Source organism: Massilia sp. LMS1-1-1.1 (genome assembly GCF_040815535.1).
Classification (GTDB): Bacteria; Pseudomonadota; Gammaproteobacteria; order Burkholderiales; family Burkholderiaceae_D; genus Janthinobacterium; species Janthinobacterium aestuarii.
Map to the genome: position 1 here is coordinate 377,393 of NZ_JBFPNG010000001.1, position 20,156 is coordinate 397,548.

A 20,156-nucleotide genomic window follows, 5' to 3' on the forward strand; every position below is an offset into this window, starting at 1 on the left:
TACGATCAGGCTTCGTCAACTATTTTAGATGTCGGGCCATTGGTTTTACAGGAGGTAATGCCATTGTCCCGATTCGCAGACGACGCATACATTTGGCTGTTGCCAATGATCTCGCCGTTGCCAGCTTTAAGAACGAAGTATGGTTGATCCGCTTTCGACGTCAGACGAACATACCGGTCATCGCTAGGGCTGTTGCGTTGGCAAGACTCTATGCCATTCTTTGCCGCTTGCTTGGTCGTATAGGACTCGCTGGTGAGTATTATCTCGTGATTGTCCGCTTTCAGATTGAAGTGATAGTTCCCTGCGTTCTTCTTCAAATGATAATAACCTGGCATACGATACTCCTTTGAATTGGCTGGAAATTTCAATTTATCGTATAAAACTCGGATATTTTCTGGTGATTCTAAATCTCAATAGCAGAATCGGATTGTTAGCGAGAACGGTGCAGTATTACTCACTTGATGCATCACTCCCGATTCACTTTCGATTAACGTTATCCTTGACCGAACTATCCGGATTGTCCCTGACATATTCCTGGCCGTTCACCTTTACGACATGCGCATCGGGATGCTTGCCGGCCTTAACTTCCTTGACGGCGACAGGACGTGGTACTTCTTTCCGGGAGCCAATCTGATAGGACTCATTGCGCCCGCCAGGTCCATCGTTGTTCCCTTTTATTTTCGTCATTCTGCTTCCTTCCAAGAGTTGGAAAAATCCGCTCTCTTTGTTCTGTGTGTTTGAGAAAAATAGTTGAGCGGCGGGATAAGGATACACCCAATTTTCAAAAACATATCGACTATGAGGTATTTCCCTAGATGTTTCCAGCTCGACGCCCATTTGAATCGCCACCAGTAGCTTAGGCTCTCCTGATCCATAGCTCATGAAAGATAAAAAACCGATGGATCGAGTTTGAGCCTGGGAGCCCTGCCAGGCTCCTGGGGTGCGATCTCGTAGCTGCCTGATCCACCGATGGGGTCGGGTCTGGCCTGTCTATCTCCCCTGCTCTGCAGAGACTCATGCCAAGCTCAAGCAAAAGCTGCTTGAGCTTGGGCGGTTGCCGGTACTGACAGCGGCCGCAACCACCTGTTCGCCGGCGACGCCGTCATCTACTCGCTGATCGAGACCTCCAAATTGAATGGCGTCGACCCCGAAGCCTGGCTGCGCTATGTGTTCGAGCCCATCGCCAATCGCCCGCCCAACCTCGTCAGCCACGTCCCTCCCTGGAGCTACGCCGCGCAGATTGCGTCGACTTTAAACCACGCCGCTTCGCAGCGGTGTGATGTCATCATCGACTAATTCCTTGCGGAGCTCAAGGCGGCGCCGGCTTTGCGCTTACCGCCAGCCTAGAGCAAGTCGTTTTGCACCAACGTTACGCCTGCATTAAGCCAATTAGCCGACCCGCTCTGGATAGAGTTACACATAGGCCTACGGCAGTGCTAGAGTGTTACAACCAGTGGCTGAATCCGCAATTTAGAGTCGCCATCGAAAATGGCTGGCATGCAATGTGAACCATAGGAAATATGACTAGCATGACCTACAGACCACGTCCTCAACACCGTAAGAACATTCATGGTGTTCTAATTCCATTGACCGCTGCTGTCTATATAGTTTTCGGAAGTCGGGCTCAAGACAAAGGAAGGCCCATCGGCGCTTTTTATCCTACGAATGTGAGTGCACGCGCTTGGGAGAAATTAGGTGGAATTTGGTATCGAGCATATGACGAGCAAAAAGTGCTTAATCGCAAAGTTAATGCTGAGGTTGTGCAAGCGTTCGTACAAAGTATCCGCTCAGGAGAAGATGTTGTGCTGCCAAGTGGCGCGGTCATTACATGGGAGATGATACCTGCGTCTGAGGCGTCAAAATTGCCCCCAGGTCTTCCTTCGCCGTAACGGACGGAGAAAGATGACATATCCGAAACAGGTAGCCGCGATCAATTGCCTTTGAGCGCTATGGCGGCACAGTTGCCTACGATAAACTAGCCCATCATCAGTTTCGTGCGCTCGGCCAGATCGGGGACTTTGCGCACTGGCGGTGGATTTTCATCATGACTCGCGCGACCCAGCATTTGGTGGTGTCACGCCGAATATGTACCAGCCGCGCAACATGAGCGCGCGCTGCCGCCGATTCGCTCGCCAGCACTTCCGGCTCGCCTTTGCTGCCCGCCATTAAGGTGCAGTTCCGTTCAAACTTGCGCGATTTTAACAACTGATTTATACCAAAAAACCGCTTGCACAGGACCTAGACGCGTTCATGCCTGGCTCGTACCACTCACGCACCAGAGCCGTTTTTCTTCGATAGGCTAGCGCCTGGGCACTTCTGGCTCTCCGCCACCACGTCGATTGTTTGCTTGTTCCTAGTCATATGCACAGTCCTATTCCTATCCGTAAGAATAACGCATAGGCTGTGTCTGGTGAATCAGGGGCAATTTCAGAGATTGAGATATAGTGGATATCCATTTTCCGTAATCTGAAGAGAAAGTACGAATGCCCGCAGCCATGAATTTACAGTCAGGCGACATCATTGCCTGTGCAGCAGCAGTCATTGCGCTGTGCTCGTTCGGCGCCACAATTTGGCAAGGACGACTAACACGCGGTCACAACCGGTTAAGTGTAACGCCTTTATTGGTATGGTCTCGTGGTCGATCATGGAGTAATCATTCCGTTACATGCAGCTTCAGTATCAAAAATGTTGGTATTGGGCCAGCAATCGTTAAAAGACAGAGGTGTATCTATCAGGATGAGGAAATTGAACTTCGGGGCGATGATGTGATTCGCCAGCTAATCGGAAGGATGCTTGGAGACTCCTTCCCGTACGTCTTGCGTCGTCATGGATTACCTGGAATTGGCACTGCTATTCCACCGGGGGAGGAGTGTATTATTGCTTCGATTGAGTTTGAATCGTTAAGTGAAGAACAACTGAATTTAGTTGAAAAGCTTCTTGTCTTAGAATATTCCTTAGAGTATGAATCGCTGTATGGCGACAAAAAAACGTTAAGAAATTAGAACATATTGTGCAAAAAATGCCGTTAGGGGTATGTCAATTAGGGGGGAGGTTCCGAGTGACGTGGCAGAATTCGTGCTCGACAATGGAACGGAATTTTTCCACAACACACCAGGTCACAGCGAAACGATTGCTCGCGTTCTGAAGAAAAAATCTAATAATCTGTAAAGGAAATCCACGCCACCTGGCGTTCCGCGCACGGCCGGTAGCCGTTTATTGGAATTGTCATGTCAATAGGTGAAGGCGCCCAGGCGCTGATTGATGAGGAATTGTTGGATGGTGCTGCTCTAGGAATAGCCCAGAAAATTGCTGCTACGGATAGTTTGGATGGGTTAAGCCCAAGGCAAATGCATGTCTACAAGCAGTTTATCGCACCTCATTTCGATATCATATGTCAGAACGAAGACTGCGCCTTTGCAATAGAGATCGATTTCATAGCTGATGCGATACGAGCAATAGCAACTGGTGATTCTGTCCTGTGCCAACATTGCATTTATGTAAATGACCTGAATGCCAAGGATGATTAATTCCAAAGGATAATACTCAGCTACACCAATGCTGGCCATCCCTCGCCATAACGGGCGGTGAGGGTTGCCATATCCGGCTGAGGCAGCAGCAGAGCACCTGCTCTTGAGTGCCATGGCGGCACAGTTAGCTTCGACAACCAGCCCATCATTTGCTTGGTGCGCTCGATGAGAGCGTGGATTTTGCGCGTTGGCGGTGAACCTGCCGTCACTGCCGACCTAGCATGTCACCTAGCGGCATCTCGCCAAATTAGATGCTTGCCCGAGCCGCTTAATGAATCGCCGACAGTAGCTTAGACTCTCCTGATCCATGGTTCTTAGAAGATGAAAAAACGATGGGTCGTATTGAGCCCCTGGGCGACCTGCCAGACTCCTGGTGCGAAACTCGTAGCTGGCTGATCCAGCGACGAGATCGGGGCTGACCTGTCTATCTCCCCTGCCCTGCAGAGACTCCTGCCCCGCTCAAGCAAAAGCAAGCTTTTCCTAGCCATAACTGCCTGCGAAGGATGACATGTCCGACCGAGGTAGCAACAGAGCGCCTGCATTCGCGCGCGATAGCGGCACAGTTGGCTACGTTAAACTAGCCCATCTTCTGCTCTGTGCGCTTGATCAAATCGGGGATTTGTGCGCTGGCGGTGGAGTTGCGATCACGGCCGGCGCGACATGGCACCCGACGGCATCACGCCAAAACAGAAGCTTGCCGTGGCCGCTTAACCTCTACTTTTAGAGCGCTCTAAAAATTTGGGGATTACCGCTGCAAGCTCGCCTGAGCGCGCTCCGCGACGATCTCGTGCAAAACGGCGATATGCTCAGGCTTCAACGCTGGTGGTCTGCCGCCGAAGCTGCTTGACGGCGCAGTGCTGCCGAGTGAATGTTTGGTTGCCATGGCATGCTCCCTCCACATCGAGATAGCATGCCACAACTTCGTTGTTGATTTTGTCTACACCCTCTAAGGCGCCGGATTATTCATCATCCATTGCATGGCAGACGGCGTAGTTAGCAAGCCTCGTAAAAAAGCTGCAGTCCAATTGTTCATGCCACCAACATCAACTTCCGCTTGCAGCTCGTGATTGACATCGTTGCCCAGCTCAGACACCAAACTGTAGTCTGCTGCCTTGATGCGCCACAGCTTCCAGCGCCCAGTCACCCAACGTCGTAGCTGCGTTTCATCCACGCACTTGTCCAGGTGATTTGCCAGTCGCTGAAAAAGCGGGTCAGTCGTCGGAATTGTCGGCACCAGCCGAAACGACGGCATTAGATAAGTAGGCGGCACCGTTCCCTTGTCCGCCTCAATCTCGACCTGAACCAACGGGCTATCGAGGCGCGGGCCCTCGAAATACGGATGTATCAATGGCAGTACAGTTCCCGGTGCATTGGCCGAGTTGCTACGCTTCGAATTACAGGCTGTGCACGTTGGTACCAGATTAAATGAAAGGATAGCAAATTCCGGATAGTCCCCCTTTGCTAGGTAGTGGTCCAACGCATCCCGTCCCGTATTTCCGCACATTGGGCAATACGGCAGCTTGTCGGATTTTCTCAGTTCGTAGGCCCAGTCCAGTTGTCGGTAGTTTTCCTTCAGTTTTTTATAAGTCGTAGCGTAAAGACCCGTTAATTCTTCTTTTTGGACTGGTGAGATTTTCCCCGGTTGCGTTTTATTAAAAGGAAGAACAACGGTTGGACTTCCTTTGTTGGTACGATAGGCACGGTAAGCCTTCTTCAAATCCGGCACCAGCGTTAGCAATGACGGCGCATATACTGGGAAAACGGAGATGGTTTTTGAATTTCTAACGCGAGGATAACGAAGGAAGATCACTTGCTGCCCCTCGCTCGCATTGCGCGTATTTCTATCAATAGTTCAGGGCTAAGAACAGAGCCATATTCGGCTAGCAACTGCTCCTGTGACATGCCGCTTTTGGACATGTCCATAGCAAATTTTTCGTGGTATTTTTTTGCAGTGGCATCACCAAAAACCGCCTGCGAAAGGCTATCGATACTTGCTCCCAAGGTCCTCATGCGGACCTGTCCGATATTGATCCGTTTAGACTCGTCCTCGAAGGAGAAAACGTGCACGCAATGGGTTGGCACCTCGCGCACAATATAAGCAGAATGCGTGGCAACCAGAGCGATCGATTTCGTCGCCTCCAGCACATCGTACAACAACGTTACGAGTTCGCAGATCAGGTTAGGATGGAGGTGGGTTTCCGGCTCATCGATAATCACCAGTGTGCCCTGATCGATGCTACTGATCAGCCTCAAGGCGAAGTAGAAGAAAATAGACTGGCCGCTGCTTGGATGTAGCATGATTATTCTGTTGTCTTCGCCTGTCTGCTTATAGAATCCGATCCGTCTCGCTGTATCAACTGCAGACATGTACAACAAATGCCTTTGTTCGTTCATCAGCGTGATATCCAGAGCGCGTGCATAATACTCGCCGTTCTCATTCTGATAAGTGCCGATGTCATGCGCAACATCCGGCAGTACTGGCAAGTACAACATATTAAGGTCGATATGGTCTCGTAGTGTTCTTTTGAGGAGGGCAAACCTAGTAAGCGATGCGCCCACAAACTCAGTTGGATCCCGGATCAGATCGACCATTAGAGTGGTCAAAAGATTCTGACCTCCTGAATCCGATCTGTCATTGACCAGATTGAAGTATTGGTACTCGAAACTTCCCATATCGATAGCACTCAAAGGAAAGCGATTTTGCGGGGCGGTGGAGATTACCAACAAGCGATTATAAAGCGGGCCATAATATTCGCACTCGAAAATGGCCTCAGAGTATTCGTGGAATGAAGTGAAAGATTTGTCCATTTTCCCCGATAGCTTGCCAAGTGACAATACAAATTCCCTCAACAACCGCGTCTTGCCTGTACCATTGACGCCGATAAGGCAGTGAATTCTGTCCTCGAACAAGCCCAGATCTTGGAACCCGACCGACAAATCATGCACACCTTCATCAAACCCGTGCAGTTGCGCCCGGAAGGTAAAGCTTTTTCTGACTTCTGGTAGCGCCTTAATCTGGTGTCCCAGCACGGCGCGCGTGCCTCGGCGCATAGATCGGTATGCCGCAGGCATTCGCAGTACGCCCAGACTGAACGAATTTCGCTTAAGCAAATTTGCAATATCCGAGCTAAAGGCGGAATCGCTCAAAAACAGTATGTCGTTCAATGCAGATAATATCGAATTTAGCTCTGTTCTATTGAGCACCCATTTCGCCAACTGCGAGTAATCTTGCTCATGGCCGATGAGGGTTGCAAATAACAGGATTCCATGCAGGGCAGTTTCTGTGTTTCCTGCATCATCGTGTCTCCGCAGGCCAGGATTTTCTTTTATCCAATTTCGGAGATTGCGTTCTTTTAAAATTCCGTGTAACGGTACTACATAGCCGGTGAAGGATATCGGTTTCCGATTGTCTGGCGGGATAATTGAAATCACTGCATTAAAATTAAATGAGAAATTGTTCCAATCTGAATTTGTTGGACGAATCCGAATGCCACCTGGCGGGATATCCGCTTGTTCGTCATTGGTAAAAAATAAGCTCCAGCTCATACGTTTTTCACTTAAAGTTAACTAAGGACAATAGCTTACCATTTTGTTTCGCAAGGAAGCTCACGAATTTTTACCATGCAAGCCTGCCCATGGCACAAATTGAACGCAAATTACCTCACATCTGCTTCAATTTGCCGATAAAAAAGCACTTTCACAAAGCAGACTGTATTGTGATTCGAGCAGTTCGAGCCATGATGCCAACGGCTACTACAACTTGCCACTCACACGCGCCGCGTTGTCCTGGTCGCCCGCAGCGATATCGACCTACCATATATCGAGATGCCCTCGTCGACTAATCCGGCCTTGCAGGCGTTACGCAGGACCATGATCGTCTTGGCCAGCTGTGCCTCATCGATCCATGCCAGCAATGCTAAGAACGCGTCAGCGCTGGCTTGGCGGCCTGCAACAGCAGTTGAACCATTGGGCTGCGGCAGCGGCATGAGTTGCTGAGGGCGCCCGCATGCATGGCAACAGCCCGGTGTGTGGCAACGCATCCATGACGCCATGCTGCAGCACTTGCGGGAATACGACCAGATTCAATGGGAACGCGCCAGTGTCGACTCGGCCAGCGTGCCATCCCCTCCTCGGCGGACAGCATACCGGCCCCAATCCCACCGACCGAGGCAAGCTCGGTTGCAAGCACCATCTGCTCGTCGATCAACGCGGTCTGCCTCTGGTGGCGAGCATATCAGGGGCTCAGGTACATGATTCCCGCATGCTGATTCCACTGCTTGAAGCTGTCCCATCCGTATCCGGACTGGCTCGACGGCCGCGCAAACGCCCGGCAAAACTGCACGCCGACAAGGCCTATGCGTCGCGTGCCCATCGCGCCTGGCTACGTAGCAAAGGCATTGCACCACGCATTGCCCGCTATGGCATCGAGTCGCGCGAACGCCTGGGTAAATGGCGCTGGGTGGTCGAACGCACACTGGGTTGGCTGCACCGCTTCCGCCGATTACGCATCCGCTACGAGCGCCGTGCCGATATCCACCAGGCATTTCTCTCGCTTGCCTGCATACTCATCTGCTGGAGATATATTCAGCGGTTTTGTTAGGCGCTCTTAGCCGAAGATGTGGAACCGCATGCCCCTTCCCGACCGCAGTGATAGCCAGCTCCTGGTCAACAGTTTTGCTTCAGCGAACATCTACTAACGGCGCACGCCTGCATTTATGACCGCACATATTCACAATTTTCCCGACTGGCCGTTCCCCGATCCCATTTCCACGGCCACCTTCTGCACGGACAAAGTGGCACGCGGAGACTTCGATGTGCTGCGTGTGGCCCACGATCTCAACGGAGACTGGCAGTTCCTGGACGGCACCACGGACGAGCCGGGCGAGTGCGTCATGCTGTGTCTCGGCTGTCTTTTCGAGAAGCACGCCGACATCGTGGCCATCGCCGATCTTCCGCGCGGCTGGGGCGCTTGGCGCGACATTGCCGGCGCCAAATGGGAGCGCCGGGAGCTGGACCCGGCACACGATCAGGACGATGGTAATAAAGACGGGGCGCATGCGTGCGGTGGACCGGAAGCGGACGCAAAGGCGCTCGCCGACATCGAGAAGTACGGCCTGCATGTCATCTGCGTGACGGAAGACGATGAACATGCACCGTTCACGTATTCGATCGGTATCGAACAGTCGCTCGGCATGCCGGAGCTGATCGTCATCGGCCTAAAGTCCAACGTGGCCCACAGCGCCATCAACGAGTGTTGTCGACAGATGAAGGAGCGCGGGGCGATCGCTCCGGGGGCGCGCATCGCCGGTCTGCTCGGCGGCGATTTCGAATGCGTCGTCGGCGAAGCGTCCGCCGAGCAAGTTTCCGACTACATGCACTGGGCGAGCTGGCTGTACAAGAACCGGCCGTTTCGAGCCTATCAGATCATCTGGCCGAGCACTACTGGCGTATTTCCATGGGAACCGGGTGCCAGCGATTGGCTTATCGCACGCCAGCCCTTGTTGGCCTGACAACCGGAGCAACGTTTCGACAAAAGGTCCGCTTCGGGCGTTGGCTTTCGATAGTGGTCATGCCAAGACCACCGGGTGTTCAGTGGAGATTGATGTTTGAATGTCAATATTCCTGTATGATGGTCTGAAAATGGCCCAGGCTGTGTAAAAACGCAAAAACTAGAAATTTCCATGGATAGGGTTACCCTTCCCGAAGCCGAGAAAATTGCGTAGCGGCCGTTTTGAGAAGCCGATTTTTCAGTGCAAGGATTTTCTTCACGTTTTTACACAGCCTCGGCCAGGAGCGGTCATTGACAATACACGCCGGCGACTTGAGGTCAAACGATAAAAGTGAAAGTCTTATGGATGAAGAAGTCTTGTGCAGATTGGAAATGGCAGACGGCATGATCCTGCATCTGGTATCTGACAGTCTCGACCGCCCCTTTGGCTACCTTCGCACGCTCACTTGTTTGAAATGGATATCAGATGCCCGATACCGAAGGCTTTAACACCCGTGCGATACACGCTGGATACGAGCCGGCCGATGCGCAGGGGGCATTGATCGCCCCAATTCATATGACTTCTACATTTGCTTTCGCGACTGCCGAAGACGCAACAGCGACTTTTGCCGGTGAGCGCGAGCAGTTCGTTTATGGACGGGTGCATAATCCTACCCAGGCCTTGCTTGAAGCACGGATAGCGAGCCTGGAAGGCGGCGAGGCCGCACTTGCCACTGCATCAGGAATGGGTGCGATCAGCAGCCTTCTTTGGTCGGTCCTTCGACCCGGCGACCAAGTGGTCGTGCATCGCCACATGTACGGCAACAGCTTTACATTGTTTCGCCATGAGCTGCCGTCGTTTGGCATCGATGTCGTATTTGCGGATCTGAGTGTAATTGCGACCGCGACACGCGCAATTACCGAGCGAACCCGGATGGTGTTTTTCGAGTCCCCCACGAATCCACAGCTGGAAATAATCGATATTGCGCAAATTAGCGCCATCGCCGGTAGTGTGGGGGCGATCACCGTGGTCGACAACACGTTTTGTTCGCCTTACCTGCAGCTCCCACTCAAATTGGGCGCGGATATTGTGGTCCACAGTATGACCAAATATTTGTGTGGACACGGCGATGTTCTAGCAGGGGTTGTAGTAGGCACCCACGAGCTAATCAAGACTGTGCGGATGAAGGGGCTGCGTTACATGACTGGTGCAACGATTTCACCAATGGCTGCCTTCTTGGTATTGCGCGGTCTGAAGACGCTCGGCCTGCGGATGGAGCGGCACTCGAACAATGCCGGCCGGCTGGCACGTTTGCTGGTTGAGCATCCCAAAGTCGCTACAGTCTATTATCCAGGATTGGCATCGCACCCTCAGTTCGCGCTGTCCGCTGAATGCATGAGGATGCCGGGAGGACTGATCTCTCTTGACCTGCGCTCAGACATGGAGGGAGCAAGGCGGCTGATGAACGCTCTGAAAATGGTGAACATCGCGGTCAGTCTCGGCGACGCTGAGACACTCATACAGCACCCTGCAAGCATGACGCACGCCAGCTATGGCGCGGACGATCTGCGTGAATTCGGGATCTCACCTACCCTTTTGCGAATCTCCATCGGCTTGGAAGATCCGGAGGATATCGAGCTAGACTTTATGACCGCGTTAGACGCTGTCTAGAATTTCACTGCCTGACATGAAGCGGCCGACGCGTACGCACAGTGGCCAACGAATGGACATTTGAGCGCCGTGCGCCATCCATGCAGCTTCCAATTTTTCGCGCAGGTGATCAACTGGGCTGTATCCCTGCTCACGCTGGTAGGTCGCGCTCGCAGACCAACTGCTTACGTATCCGCAGAATGCGTTCAAATCCCAATGCTGAACGATCTCAAATTGCGGCACTGTCACTTCGCTGAAGGGAATTGGAAAATTGCTTACGTTATCATTCAACGCCGCCGCCGACCAATAGGAGCCGAGATCCCGATCTGCAAATTCATCGAGGATGCGATCGATGGATGGCGTGATGCGACAACGGCCATAATTCCATATGGCTAGCATTCCATTTGGCCGTAGAACACGTCGCGCCTCATCGCAGAAGCGCTCCAAATGAAACCAATGCAAAGCTTCTCCTACCGTAATAAGGTCCATGCTTGCCGTTGCCAAACCGGACGTTTCAGCGGCTGCTATCGAATAGTCGATGCGGGGGTGCTGAAATGCGTGTGCAATTTGTTGCGCGTCGACGTCCGTGGCCACGACATGTCGAAAATGCTCAACCAGCCCCATGGCAGCTTGTCCATTGCCGGTGCCGCAATCCCAAGCCTGCTCGTGGCGTTCGACACATGCGGCGAGGAAGTCGAACAGCGAAGTCGGGTAACGGGGCCTGTATGAACTATAGCGCTCCGCTAACGCGGAAAACATTCCCGCTTGCGGATTAAGGGCAACCGGTTGCATCAGGTGACGACTTTCAGCTCGATCACCGTGCGCTTGCACAAACCATCGGTAGCTCCACCTATTAGCTTGTGAAAATAGTAGTACATGATTTCTTCATGCAGTTCTTCTCCCTTCCAGGTAGGCATAATCGCGGCGCCATCGGACGTAAGGGTCATTAGCTCCTTGTGTACCAGCGTGGCGAAAACACCGGCATAGGGCTCGTCGACGAGCAGGTCTATTCCGAACAGCTCTGCATAATCCTTGAAGAGGATCGGCTGATTTGCCTTGAAAGCAAAACTCAACCGGGTTCCGATTGCGATGTTACCTTCAAGCACCCGGCCATACGCCAGCGGTGGCACGGCAATGTTCTCCCCCATGTGGGCAACATATTTGTTGATATCGGTAATATTATGGGTTTGGATGGAGCGAGGCTGGGCACCAGCCAGCCAGCCATAGGCGCCAGGACCGAAGGCAAGCATCGAGTGATAGCGCTGCCATTTGTCCTTGGATACACGAGGGATGTTTCCCTCGGCATAGGTATTCGATTTGTTCCACCATCCGCATGGGCTCGGGTGATAGCCACACGCGCGCAGAACCCGCGTAGCGGCATCGCGCATTTGATACGTCATGCCGACTTCAGGAAACAGACCCGCTTCGCTCAGACGCTTCTTGTGCTTCTCCGAGTTCCACACTGATGCGTTACCTATTCCCATTTTTTCGCGCTCCACATTGCGCAATCTGTAGAGAGTAATGCAGGGTACTCCGATGTCTGCAAGGGTTTTGATGTCCTGCTCGACGCTGGCAGGAGTCTGATACGGCAGGCCGAACATCATGTCAACGCTAAATGGCTTGTCAGTCGCCATCAGGACATGGATGGCGCGTAACGCATCCTCGGGTGTGTGGCCGCGGTTCGAAAAGGAATTGACTTCCTGCTGCAAGCTTTGGACACCGACACTGAAGCGATTAAAACCATTTTCCAAGGCTAGCTGAACATTACGTTCTGTGAAGTTTTCTGGATTGCCCTCGAGACTACGTTCGCAATCGGGACTGAGATTGAAATGACGATCTACGTGAGAAATCAGCTTTTGCAACGCGTCCTCGTTATTTAGCAGCAGCGCGCCGGTGCCTCCGCCGATGTAAAACGAAGTGATTTTGGCGTCGCGTACCCAAGGCGAGTTCTCAAGATACATGCCAGTCTCTTTGATCAGCAAATCGGCCCATTGCATCAGTTCGCCGCGCTTGTCGGTTGCCGTTACCTTGCGTTTTACATAGTTGCAAAAGTGACAGATATAGTCACAAAGCGGTAGATGGAAGTACAGATGCGCGGGTCGCCCTTTGCCGTCGAACTCCTTGTACGTCTGGTATAGCTGTGCGGCATCCAGAATTCGGCCTTCGTTCGAGGTTACATTGATATTGTAGTCATTGACCTGAATATTCAATTCAGGATTCTCTGCAAGCAATTGATTCAGTGTTGATTCCGTCGCCGAACTCATGTCTTCCCCTCTCGAAAATAACGTTAAACGGCAATCGACCTTGATTTGGTGTGTCAGTAATAATTGGCCATTATTTCTCTCGTCCACTCCGGCTGACGAATTGTCCCGCGTGGCGCGAACTCCTGGAAAAATGGCTTAACGTCGAGAATTGGCGAACCGTTAATCGCGTCCAACCCTTTGACCGCGAGGGTGAGGCCATCGCGCCGTATTAGCTCACAACGCGATAGCCCCAATCGATTCGGCCGCGCTTTCGGACGCTGAGCCAGAATCCCTATCGTCGGCAAGTGTTTGAGATTGCGAGGATGGCGTGCTCCGAGCGGGATATTGCTGGGGTCAACCAGATGCATTAGAAAAATGACCTCCAAATGAGAAAACTCTTCAATGCCAACAAGCGACGCTTCGGTGAGCTGGGCAGCGTCAAATACGAGCTCAGAAACGACGTCGCCCCAGTTGTCATCCTGCGGTGTCAAAATCGCGTTCTTCACTATTCCGATTTGCGACAGATTTATGGTTTCCATGTTTTCATTTCCAACGTTGTCCCCTTACGAACAGCCGACCTCTCACCACCGGATCGACCACGACGTAGACCGAATCAAGTGGTACGCACATATGCTCGGCAAGCATTTCCGCAACCGCAGTCATTACCGCATTTACTTGATGTGAGTTGTAATCGGATTTGCAGCGAATCCGTACTATCGGCCCTCCTTGTCCCACTTCAGCGCCCCAGCTAGGACGAAAGTAACAACCCTCGTCGAGTGCAGTCCATAGTATCCAGACGCGGTCATCGGGCAAGTCCAGAAGCGACTGGACTTGTTTGGCCATTAGCGCCAGCATTCCCGGAGGTGGCGCTGTTACGGGTGTTTGGATCTCGATCACCGGCATGATATTTGGACGGCATCGATCGCTGCTGGCGCGTTTGCAGGCACGAGCGGAGCGATCAGGTCGACGAGATATTCACGCGCATCGGCGGCTTGCGGCATCACAGAGTTCAGAATGTGACCGCATCCTCGCAGAATATGGCAAGTGACTTGCTGCGAACGGCGCACGACGAGCCTGTCCAGCGACTGCCCGGCATATGCATGCGGGCTGAGCAGCTTGACATTCGCTTCATCTGGAGTGATATAGCCGACAAAATCATTTTCGCCGAAGAGCAAATTAATTACGGCTACGGGTAGCTGCACAACGATCGGGCACTCGATCACGGTGCTGATTAAGACGGCCCTCACTGGCACCGGGGCATTGATTTCGATTGAAGCAAGATAACGCAATACAACTTGCCCGCCAAGCGACAGTGCTAAAAAAGTGTAACGCTCGCGATAGGGCAAAAATTCCGGATGAAACAGCATACGTCGCACACGCCGGAGCCGTAAAGCGATCAGCTCCCCACCGATCTCGTTTTCCCCGCCACGGTCCGGCAGGTCGATCTCGAAACAGGCAACGCCGCGCTCGCCAAGCGCAGCGCGTACGTCGTCAAACAGTTTCACTTCATCTTGCGTTCCATCGAAGCTGCCAACTCGACCGGAGTTGATCATGACGCATGCGGTTCCTTCGGACTGGCCGCAGACTGGCCGCGTTACACGAATCCTGGCTAGGAATTCCCCGGTCTGTTCATCAATGATTTCTAGAACTTGTTCTTGCATGGTTATCCACCGGCGGTCGATTAAACGGTGAGAAAGCGCCCGTGAAACTCAGGAGCGCTTAATTGCTTTAGGTCATTTAATCGCCGACGCGGCGCCAACCATCGCGAGCGAGATGCCATCCGCCGCTGACTTGAGCGTCACCATATGGCGACTGTCGTCTGCCTTCAACGCCGAGGCTGCGCCGACCATTGCCAAGGTGACGCCATCATTCGCCAGGTCAAGATGAATGCGAGTGAACTTGTTACCTGGTGACGCCGAAATTGAAATGCCATCCGACGGCAGACTTGCTTTCGTAAAGTTTGTTTCCATGCTGAGGCTCCTAGAAATTGAAAAAAACCCAGTGATAGATTGGACCAACTCCGGCTCTATCATGCCGTTTTTGCCATCAGGCTCAACTTGAACCCTTGGCGCTTACGCGTATTCCAATACGTATTGGCCCGAACCATGAAAATGCGGAGATACTCCGTTGCCCCACACTCAAGCTGGCTTCCTGAAAGGTTCTGCGAGAGTGGTGGGCACTTGAATTGGCACCAAATATCGCTTTGCTGAACCAGGCAGGTTTTACACTTATCAAAGTCGTCGAAAAGTACATTCCTGAACTCGGAAAATCCATCTTCCCAAATATCCTTGAAAGAGCGATCCAGGATGTTCCCTGCTCGGTAGATGTTATTACTCATGCAATTGCTGCAGGGATAGACTTCGCCGCTACTGTTTACGTACGCAACGGATCTTCCACATTTCTCTTGCCCTGTTGCACGTTCAAGTTGCTGGCAAAATTTTATAGTATCGACTCCTCTTATATCTGCCTCACGCGGATGTGGATCACCGGTCACCGATATACGAGGAGCCTCATTTTCTGCAGCTTGATATTTATCCATGCAACGCACATATACTGCAAATACTTCTTCAATCTGATCTGCGGTCAGAATGATGTGCGGGTGAAGCAATGCTCTTCCGATAGGATGGGTCTCGAGCCATTGTGGCCGCGGATACCCATTTTCCACACACCACTCAAAAATCCCTTCGACATCATCGATGTTGTAGCGATGCACCGATATTGCGGTCCTCACCACATGGTTATACTTTTTCATCATTTCGAAACACTTGCGCAACTTGGGGAAGTCCATTTTTCCTCTAATTGATCGTTCGGGCACGGCGGTATCGAAGCTGACGAAAAACGATTGTCCCTCTGGGATATTGCGCAGTTTCTCTTCTGTTATTAGTAACCCGTTGCTGAATATCTGGGTGCTGAATGGTTTGGTTCTCGCATACTGTATTATTTTCACTGCATCTGGGTGGGCGAACAATTCCCCGCCAGTGAGGAATACTTGCAGGACGCCCAGTTCGGCAAACTCATCAAGTAGCCGCAAAATACGCTCTGTTGGCATCTCGGACTCGCGTCGCTCGCCCGACCAGGCGTAGCAATGGCTGCATTTCAAATTGCAGAGATTGGTTGTCTCTATGAATGCGATCGCCGGCGCCGACAGGTGAAACTGTTTAAGCTCAACGAATGGGGAATCAATAATAAAATCGTCGAGATCTATTACTTCGCTCACATCGGGATTTTGGTTGTATTGATCGATTAACGGCTTTGCCGCCAGATGTAAAAATCTGACACGACCATCTGGCAGAAGAGCTACTAATCCGGTTGCATTTTCTTGGTAGGCTACTACGCGAGACATAGTTTATTCCCTTGGCAATTTCGATCAAGAAACCCAGTGGCGAGAACAATAACTAAACAAGATGCGAAACGCTAAAGACAAGAGTCAAATTGAACTAAGATGAAGAATTGAGAATTAGAGCGGGTGTATAGAAGCACTTGCTTTCGTCGACCCATTTCCTTTTTTTGAATTCATATACTAGTGAGTTGCTGTTCTTTCGTCAAGCAAATTTATAAAATATTCATTAAGCATAACTGGCGTGGTGATGCGTGTAATTGCGTATCGCCAACATTGAGTGAGTGCGTGCAAAACATGGGGAGACTGGCGAATCATCCGCGCTGTTCAAGTGCGTTTTCATTGGCACAAGGCTGCCGCGCCGCGACTGAAGCCGGCTTGGTCGTGATCAAAGTTTGCAGTCTGCCTGGCGAGAGTTCGCCATTGAGAACGGCGACCTGTAGTGGTTTAATGTACCCGGACACTGATTTAGGCGAGAATGCTCGCCATGGAGAGGTGTTTGATGAGCAAGCAGAGACGTACGTTTTCCCCGGAGTTCAAACAGCAGGCGGCATGCTTGGTGTTGGATCAAGGATATAGCTACATGGAGGCAAGCCGGTCGGTCGGCATCGGCGAATCAGTGCTGCGCCGCTGGGTGCGGCAGCTTGAGTCGGAGCGGCAAGGCATCACGCCGCAGAGCAAGGCAATGACGCCTGACCAGCAGCGCATACAGGAGCTCGAAGCGCGCATTGAACGTCTGGAGCGGGAGAAGTCCATTTTAAAAAAGGCTACCGCGCTCTTGATGTCGGAAGGGATCGAACGTACGAGGTAATCGATCAGATTTGCGGTGACGAATCAATCGAGTTGATCTGCGCGGTGTTCGGCGTGGCGCGGTCGTGCCTGTATGCACATCGGGAGCGCGCCCGCCACATTGATGTTGAGCGCATGGCATTGCGTAGCCGCGTACACGAGCTGTTCGTCGAGAGTCGTAGTTCGGCGGGAAGCCGCAGCATCATGGGCATGATGCGCGAGGAAGGCACTGCAATTGGCCGCTTCAAAGTCAGCCGTTTGATGGAGGAGTTGGGGCTGGTCTGCAAGCAGCCTGGCAGCCATGCCTATAAGCAGGCCACGGTGGAGCGGGTCGATATTCCGAACCACCTCAATCGTGAATTTACAGTGGAGGCGCCAAATCAGGTCTGGTGCGGGGACATCACCTATGTCTGGGCGCAAGGCCGATGGTATTACTTGGCCGTGGTGTTGGACTTGTTCGCGCGCCGCGCGGTGGGCTGGGCATTCTCGCAACGACCCGACGCTGACCTCGTTGTGCAAGCTCTGGAAAGGGCTTACGAGCAGCGAGGTCGACCACAAGGGCTTCTGTTTCATTCGGATCAGGGTAGCCAGTACGCTAGTCGAAAATTCCGTCAGCGCTTGTGGCGCTATCGGATACGCCAGAGTATGAGCCGTCGGGGAAATTGTTGGGATAACTCCCCGATGGAACGGCTGTTCCGCAGCTTCAAAACGGAATGGCTGCCGTCCACCGGTTACATGACGGCAAAGGAAGCACAGCGGGACATCAGCCACTACCTGATGCACCGGTATAACTGGATACGGCCACATCAGTTCAATGAGGGATTGGCACCGGCCGTCGCCGAAGAAAAACTTAATGTAGTGTCCGGGATGGGTTGACCACTACATCCCGATAGACACTGGGATAGCTCCACATCCCTACAAACGTAGAGTTTGCTAGCTTTGCTAAATAGCGCTCGCCTTCAGTGACACCGAGTTCTTTAACTATGGGCTTTAGCATTCTTAGAATCTATCTCTCGTAGCACTAACAATCTTCTAGCGATCATCACACACAACACGCAACTTCGCTCCGGCTGCCTGTGTCATTGCACTTGCACCAAAAAGCAAGCTGCGCAACTGCACTGCAGTTACCGCCTGGCTCGGCCCCGCCTGCGTTTCATATTTCGATCTTAGAACGTGTGGCTGAAGAATCACAACTTCATACTCACATTGGGCATTGATCGCTTTGAGCGCGTTCAACAGCAATTGTCCGGTACCAAGTGCGGATGTGAGACCGAGCGACCATGGGTTGTCCCATGTCCTGTTGTCCCCATGCTTAGTCACGGTGGCTTTGATGTCGTCAACCATTTTGTTGGCAATCATTCGGCGCAAATTTTTCATCGCCTGTGCAGTAACGACTTCATACGCTCCGGCCGAGACCTTGCGATTGGGGCCATTGTTGTTAGCGCCTTTCACATGTATGAGCGTAATTTTTGGGACAGTCCGTCCACCATGAGGCGGGAGCACCACATGGATAAAATCAGCGACCTCACCAGCGCCATCATCGCAGTAGAGCCAACATGTTCCAGCCGCCGGCTGCTCTAGGCCTAGCTGCGCTAACCCCTTTTGAAATACCCATTTGAATAGGCTAACGTCAGCAACAGTAAAAATTTTTGATAGGTCAAGTACCTTTCCATCGGGTTTTTCTTGACCGACATCGCAGTCAGTTATCAAACCAAAGTTGCAGTATTCCAAAGCAAAATCTCTGTCTTGAACTGCGGCCATGCTTAAGGTCGAGTCTGTAATCGTATGCCAGCTCTCGTAATAAACGCGAATAAATCCTGGGTCATTCGAAATCGCGTCGACACAACTCTGCAGTCCACCCGACACCTTCCCTACGACCTTCAACTGCACAACCTTTGACGAAGTCAAAGTCGGTTCAAGCACCACATCCGCAGTTTTCCCATCATTTAAATCTAGCAGCCTAACGCTAATGTCTTTATCAGGGACAACCACCGAGCCCAACTGGATAACGTATCGCGAACGAATTTTTTCTAACTTCTTCGCTCGACTTTTTCCAGCAATAGTGTCCACATCAACCCATTCGATTTCATAGGCGGTTTTGACTGCACTAAAGTCACCTACAGCTTGGGCCAATCCCTCGTGCACGGCCCCAGAAAGCGTAGCAATATTCGTCTGGTTTACAGCAAGTTCTGTCAAGACTGACAAAGCCAACACACAAAGATCATTCCATTGCTTGGTTGGCCCAAACCAGATGCCGCTTCTCTTCAAGCTGACACCAGCTTTCGAAGATCTAACTGCGCCCGCCAGAAACGTCGAGTCGCCAAAGGGATCAATAGCGTCAGCTAGATCCTTCCCGCTCATTACTTTGCTGTTTGGGCGAATGGTCACATTCTTGTGAGTGCCTCCGAGCCAAAGTGTACGCAATGCATTTCCTGTGACATACGCGCTCACAAGCACTCTCTCGTCGACCGGTTCCCATTCAGAAAAACCGCCCGCAAACAAGCCATCGTGAATTTCTGACTTAAGGTCGCCGTCACTCATATAAATCAGGGCAAACCCTTTCGCCACGAATACGGCAACTAGGTGGTTCAACTGATCTTCTACTTTGTTGACGCCTGCCCATGTTACTGAGCGCTTCTCTTTCAGATGCAGGGCTGCGAGACCATCAAAACCAGCCATAGTATTAGGCTTCAAATCCGTCCAATCGTACAGCTTCGAACTAGTAGGGAACAACGCCCTCAGTTGCCGGACTAAGCGAGCAGCATCAGCATTAGTGATTTTTGCGTGTGCGACTACGAAACTTGCATATGGTGCGACTGATGAAATTTGTACCACCGCAATCTCCAATATTATTTGCTATAGCAATAACACTAAATATTGCGCATAGTCAAGAAAATTATTAAAAATCACTCTGTTTGTTTGACATATTATTAATACAAATGCATGGGTTTGAAATACTATCTTCCGAAATTATTTCTAATTAGCAACCTAGCGATATTAAAGTCGCCCAAGCTTTTAGAAAAAAGCAGATGACCGTGACCTTTGATCATAACCGAAAAACACCGAATTTATCCATAGATCACCATGTCAAAAATTGCAAACTAGGGCTAGCACCGGAGCT

18 protein-coding genes and 1 pseudogene are annotated in these 20,156 nt (G+C 51.7%); 7 read left to right on the forward strand and 12 right to left on the reverse strand.

Annotation, left to right across the window (positions count from 1 at the left end; all coding sequences use genetic code 11):
• Positions 1-5: 5 nt before the first annotated feature.
• Positions 6-335: a YegP family protein gene (locus MRBLMS1_RS01790; protein WP_485877404.1), complete on the reverse strand. Its 330-nt coding sequence runs from the start codon at positions 333-335 to the stop codon at positions 6-8.
• A gap of 142 nt (positions 336-477) precedes the next feature.
• The gene (locus MRBLMS1_RS01795; protein ID WP_485877405.1) at positions 478-837 is read right to left on the reverse strand and encodes a DUF3892 domain-containing protein; all 360 of its coding nucleotides are present in this window, start codon (positions 835-837) and stop codon (positions 478-480) included.
• 279 nt (positions 838-1,116) lie between these two features.
• Between MRBLMS1_RS01795 and MRBLMS1_RS01800 the strand changes: the two genes are divergently transcribed.
• From MRBLMS1_RS01800 to MRBLMS1_RS01810, 3 genes are all read left to right on the forward strand, one after another.
• A complete protein-coding gene (locus tag MRBLMS1_RS01800; protein ID WP_485878948.1) occupies positions 1,117-1,296 on the forward strand; it encodes a transposase domain-containing protein in 180 nt (59 codons plus the stop codon).
• 1,187 nt (positions 1,297-2,483) lie between these two features.
• Positions 2,484-3,002, forward strand: a complete 519-nt coding sequence (locus MRBLMS1_RS01805) for a hypothetical protein (RefSeq protein ID WP_485877406.1) — start codon at positions 2,484-2,486, stop codon at positions 3,000-3,002.
• A gap of 225 nt (positions 3,003-3,227) precedes the next feature.
• Positions 3,228-3,527: a hypothetical protein gene (locus tag MRBLMS1_RS01810; RefSeq protein ID WP_485877407.1), complete on the forward strand. Its 300-nt coding sequence runs from the start codon at positions 3,228-3,230 to the stop codon at positions 3,525-3,527.
• Between the two features lie 745 nt (positions 3,528-4,272).
• Here the strand turns inward: MRBLMS1_RS01810 and MRBLMS1_RS01815 are convergent.
• The 3 genes from MRBLMS1_RS01815 to MRBLMS1_RS01825 form a co-directional block, all read right to left on the reverse strand.
• A complete protein-coding gene (locus MRBLMS1_RS01815; RefSeq protein ID WP_485877408.1) occupies positions 4,273-4,410 on the reverse strand; it encodes a hypothetical protein in 138 nt (45 codons plus the stop codon).
• 63 nt (positions 4,411-4,473) lie between these two features.
• Complete coding sequence (locus MRBLMS1_RS01820; RefSeq protein ID WP_485877409.1) at positions 4,474-5,337, reverse strand: hypothetical protein; 864 nt, start codon at positions 5,335-5,337, stop codon at positions 4,474-4,476.
• Complete coding sequence (locus MRBLMS1_RS01825) at positions 5,334-7,073, reverse strand: AAA family ATPase (RefSeq protein ID WP_485877411.1); 1,740 nt, start codon at positions 7,071-7,073, stop codon at positions 5,334-5,336. Before MRBLMS1_RS01825 ends, MRBLMS1_RS01820 begins: the two co-directional genes overlap by 4 nt.
• 420 nt (positions 7,074-7,493) lie before the next feature.
• On the opposite strand from MRBLMS1_RS01825, the pseudogene MRBLMS1_RS01830 reads away from it, so the two are divergent.
• The 3 genes and pseudogenes from MRBLMS1_RS01830 to MRBLMS1_RS01840 all read left to right on the forward strand — a co-directional run.
• A pseudogene (locus MRBLMS1_RS01830) lies at positions 7,494-8,127 on the forward strand (IS5 family transposase); the annotation flags it as partial.
• A 115-nt stretch (positions 8,128-8,242) separates the two neighbouring features.
• On the forward strand, positions 8,243-9,037 hold the full coding sequence (locus MRBLMS1_RS01835; RefSeq protein WP_485877413.1) for a DUF4262 domain-containing protein: 795 nt from the start codon (positions 8,243-8,245) through the stop codon (positions 9,035-9,037).
• Positions 9,038-9,502: 465 nt separating this feature from the next.
• Positions 9,503-10,687, forward strand: coding sequence for a trans-sulfuration enzyme family protein (locus tag MRBLMS1_RS01840; protein WP_485877415.1), 1,185 nt, complete (start codon positions 9,503-9,505; stop codon positions 10,685-10,687).
• Here the strand turns inward: MRBLMS1_RS01840 and MRBLMS1_RS01845 are convergent.
• The 6 genes from MRBLMS1_RS01845 to MRBLMS1_RS01870 form a co-directional block, all read right to left on the reverse strand.
• Positions 10,673-11,458, reverse strand: a complete 786-nt coding sequence (locus MRBLMS1_RS01845) for a class I SAM-dependent methyltransferase (protein WP_485877417.1) — start codon at positions 11,456-11,458, stop codon at positions 10,673-10,675. The genes MRBLMS1_RS01840 and MRBLMS1_RS01845 overlap by 15 nt on opposite strands.
• Positions 11,458-12,930 (reverse strand): radical SAM protein, encoded by a 1,473-nt coding sequence (locus tag MRBLMS1_RS01850; RefSeq protein WP_485877419.1) that lies wholly within the window; start codon positions 12,928-12,930, stop codon positions 11,458-11,460. The genes MRBLMS1_RS01845 and MRBLMS1_RS01850 overlap by 1 nt, the downstream gene beginning before the upstream one ends.
• A 53-nt stretch (positions 12,931-12,983) precedes the next feature.
• Entirely contained in the window at positions 12,984-13,448 is a 465-nt protein-coding gene (locus tag MRBLMS1_RS01855) for a TrmO family methyltransferase domain-containing protein (RefSeq protein ID WP_485877421.1), read from the reverse strand.
• 354 nt (positions 13,449-13,802) lie between these two features.
• Positions 13,803-14,570 carry a hypothetical protein gene (locus MRBLMS1_RS01860; protein ID WP_485877423.1) on the reverse strand — a complete coding sequence of 256 codons (768 nt, stop codon included), beginning with the start codon at positions 14,568-14,570 and terminating at the stop codon, positions 13,803-13,805.
• Between the two features lie 72 nt (positions 14,571-14,642).
• Positions 14,643-14,879 (reverse strand): hypothetical protein, encoded by a 237-nt coding sequence (locus tag MRBLMS1_RS01865; protein ID WP_485877425.1) that lies wholly within the window; start codon positions 14,877-14,879, stop codon positions 14,643-14,645.
• 59 nt (positions 14,880-14,938) lie between these two features.
• The gene (locus MRBLMS1_RS01870) at positions 14,939-16,252 is read right to left on the reverse strand and encodes a radical SAM protein (RefSeq protein WP_485877426.1); all 1,314 of its coding nucleotides are present in this window, start codon (positions 16,250-16,252) and stop codon (positions 14,939-14,941) included.
• A gap of 496 nt (positions 16,253-16,748) precedes the next feature.
• On the opposite strand from MRBLMS1_RS01870, the gene MRBLMS1_RS01875 reads away from it, so the two are divergent.
• A protein-coding gene (locus MRBLMS1_RS01875) for an IS3 family transposase (RefSeq protein WP_478309013.1) occupies positions 16,749-17,911 on the forward strand; the annotation gives its coding sequence in 2 pieces (ribosomal slippage) (positions 16,749-17,004 and positions 17,004-17,911; 1,164 coding nt in all).
• Positions 17,912-18,067: 156 nt separating this feature from the next.
• Here the strand turns inward: MRBLMS1_RS01875 and MRBLMS1_RS01880 are convergent.
• Complete coding sequence (locus MRBLMS1_RS01880; protein WP_485877428.1) at positions 18,068-19,729, reverse strand: hypothetical protein; 1,662 nt, start codon at positions 19,727-19,729, stop codon at positions 18,068-18,070.
• Between the last annotated feature and the right edge of the window lie 427 nt (positions 19,730-20,156).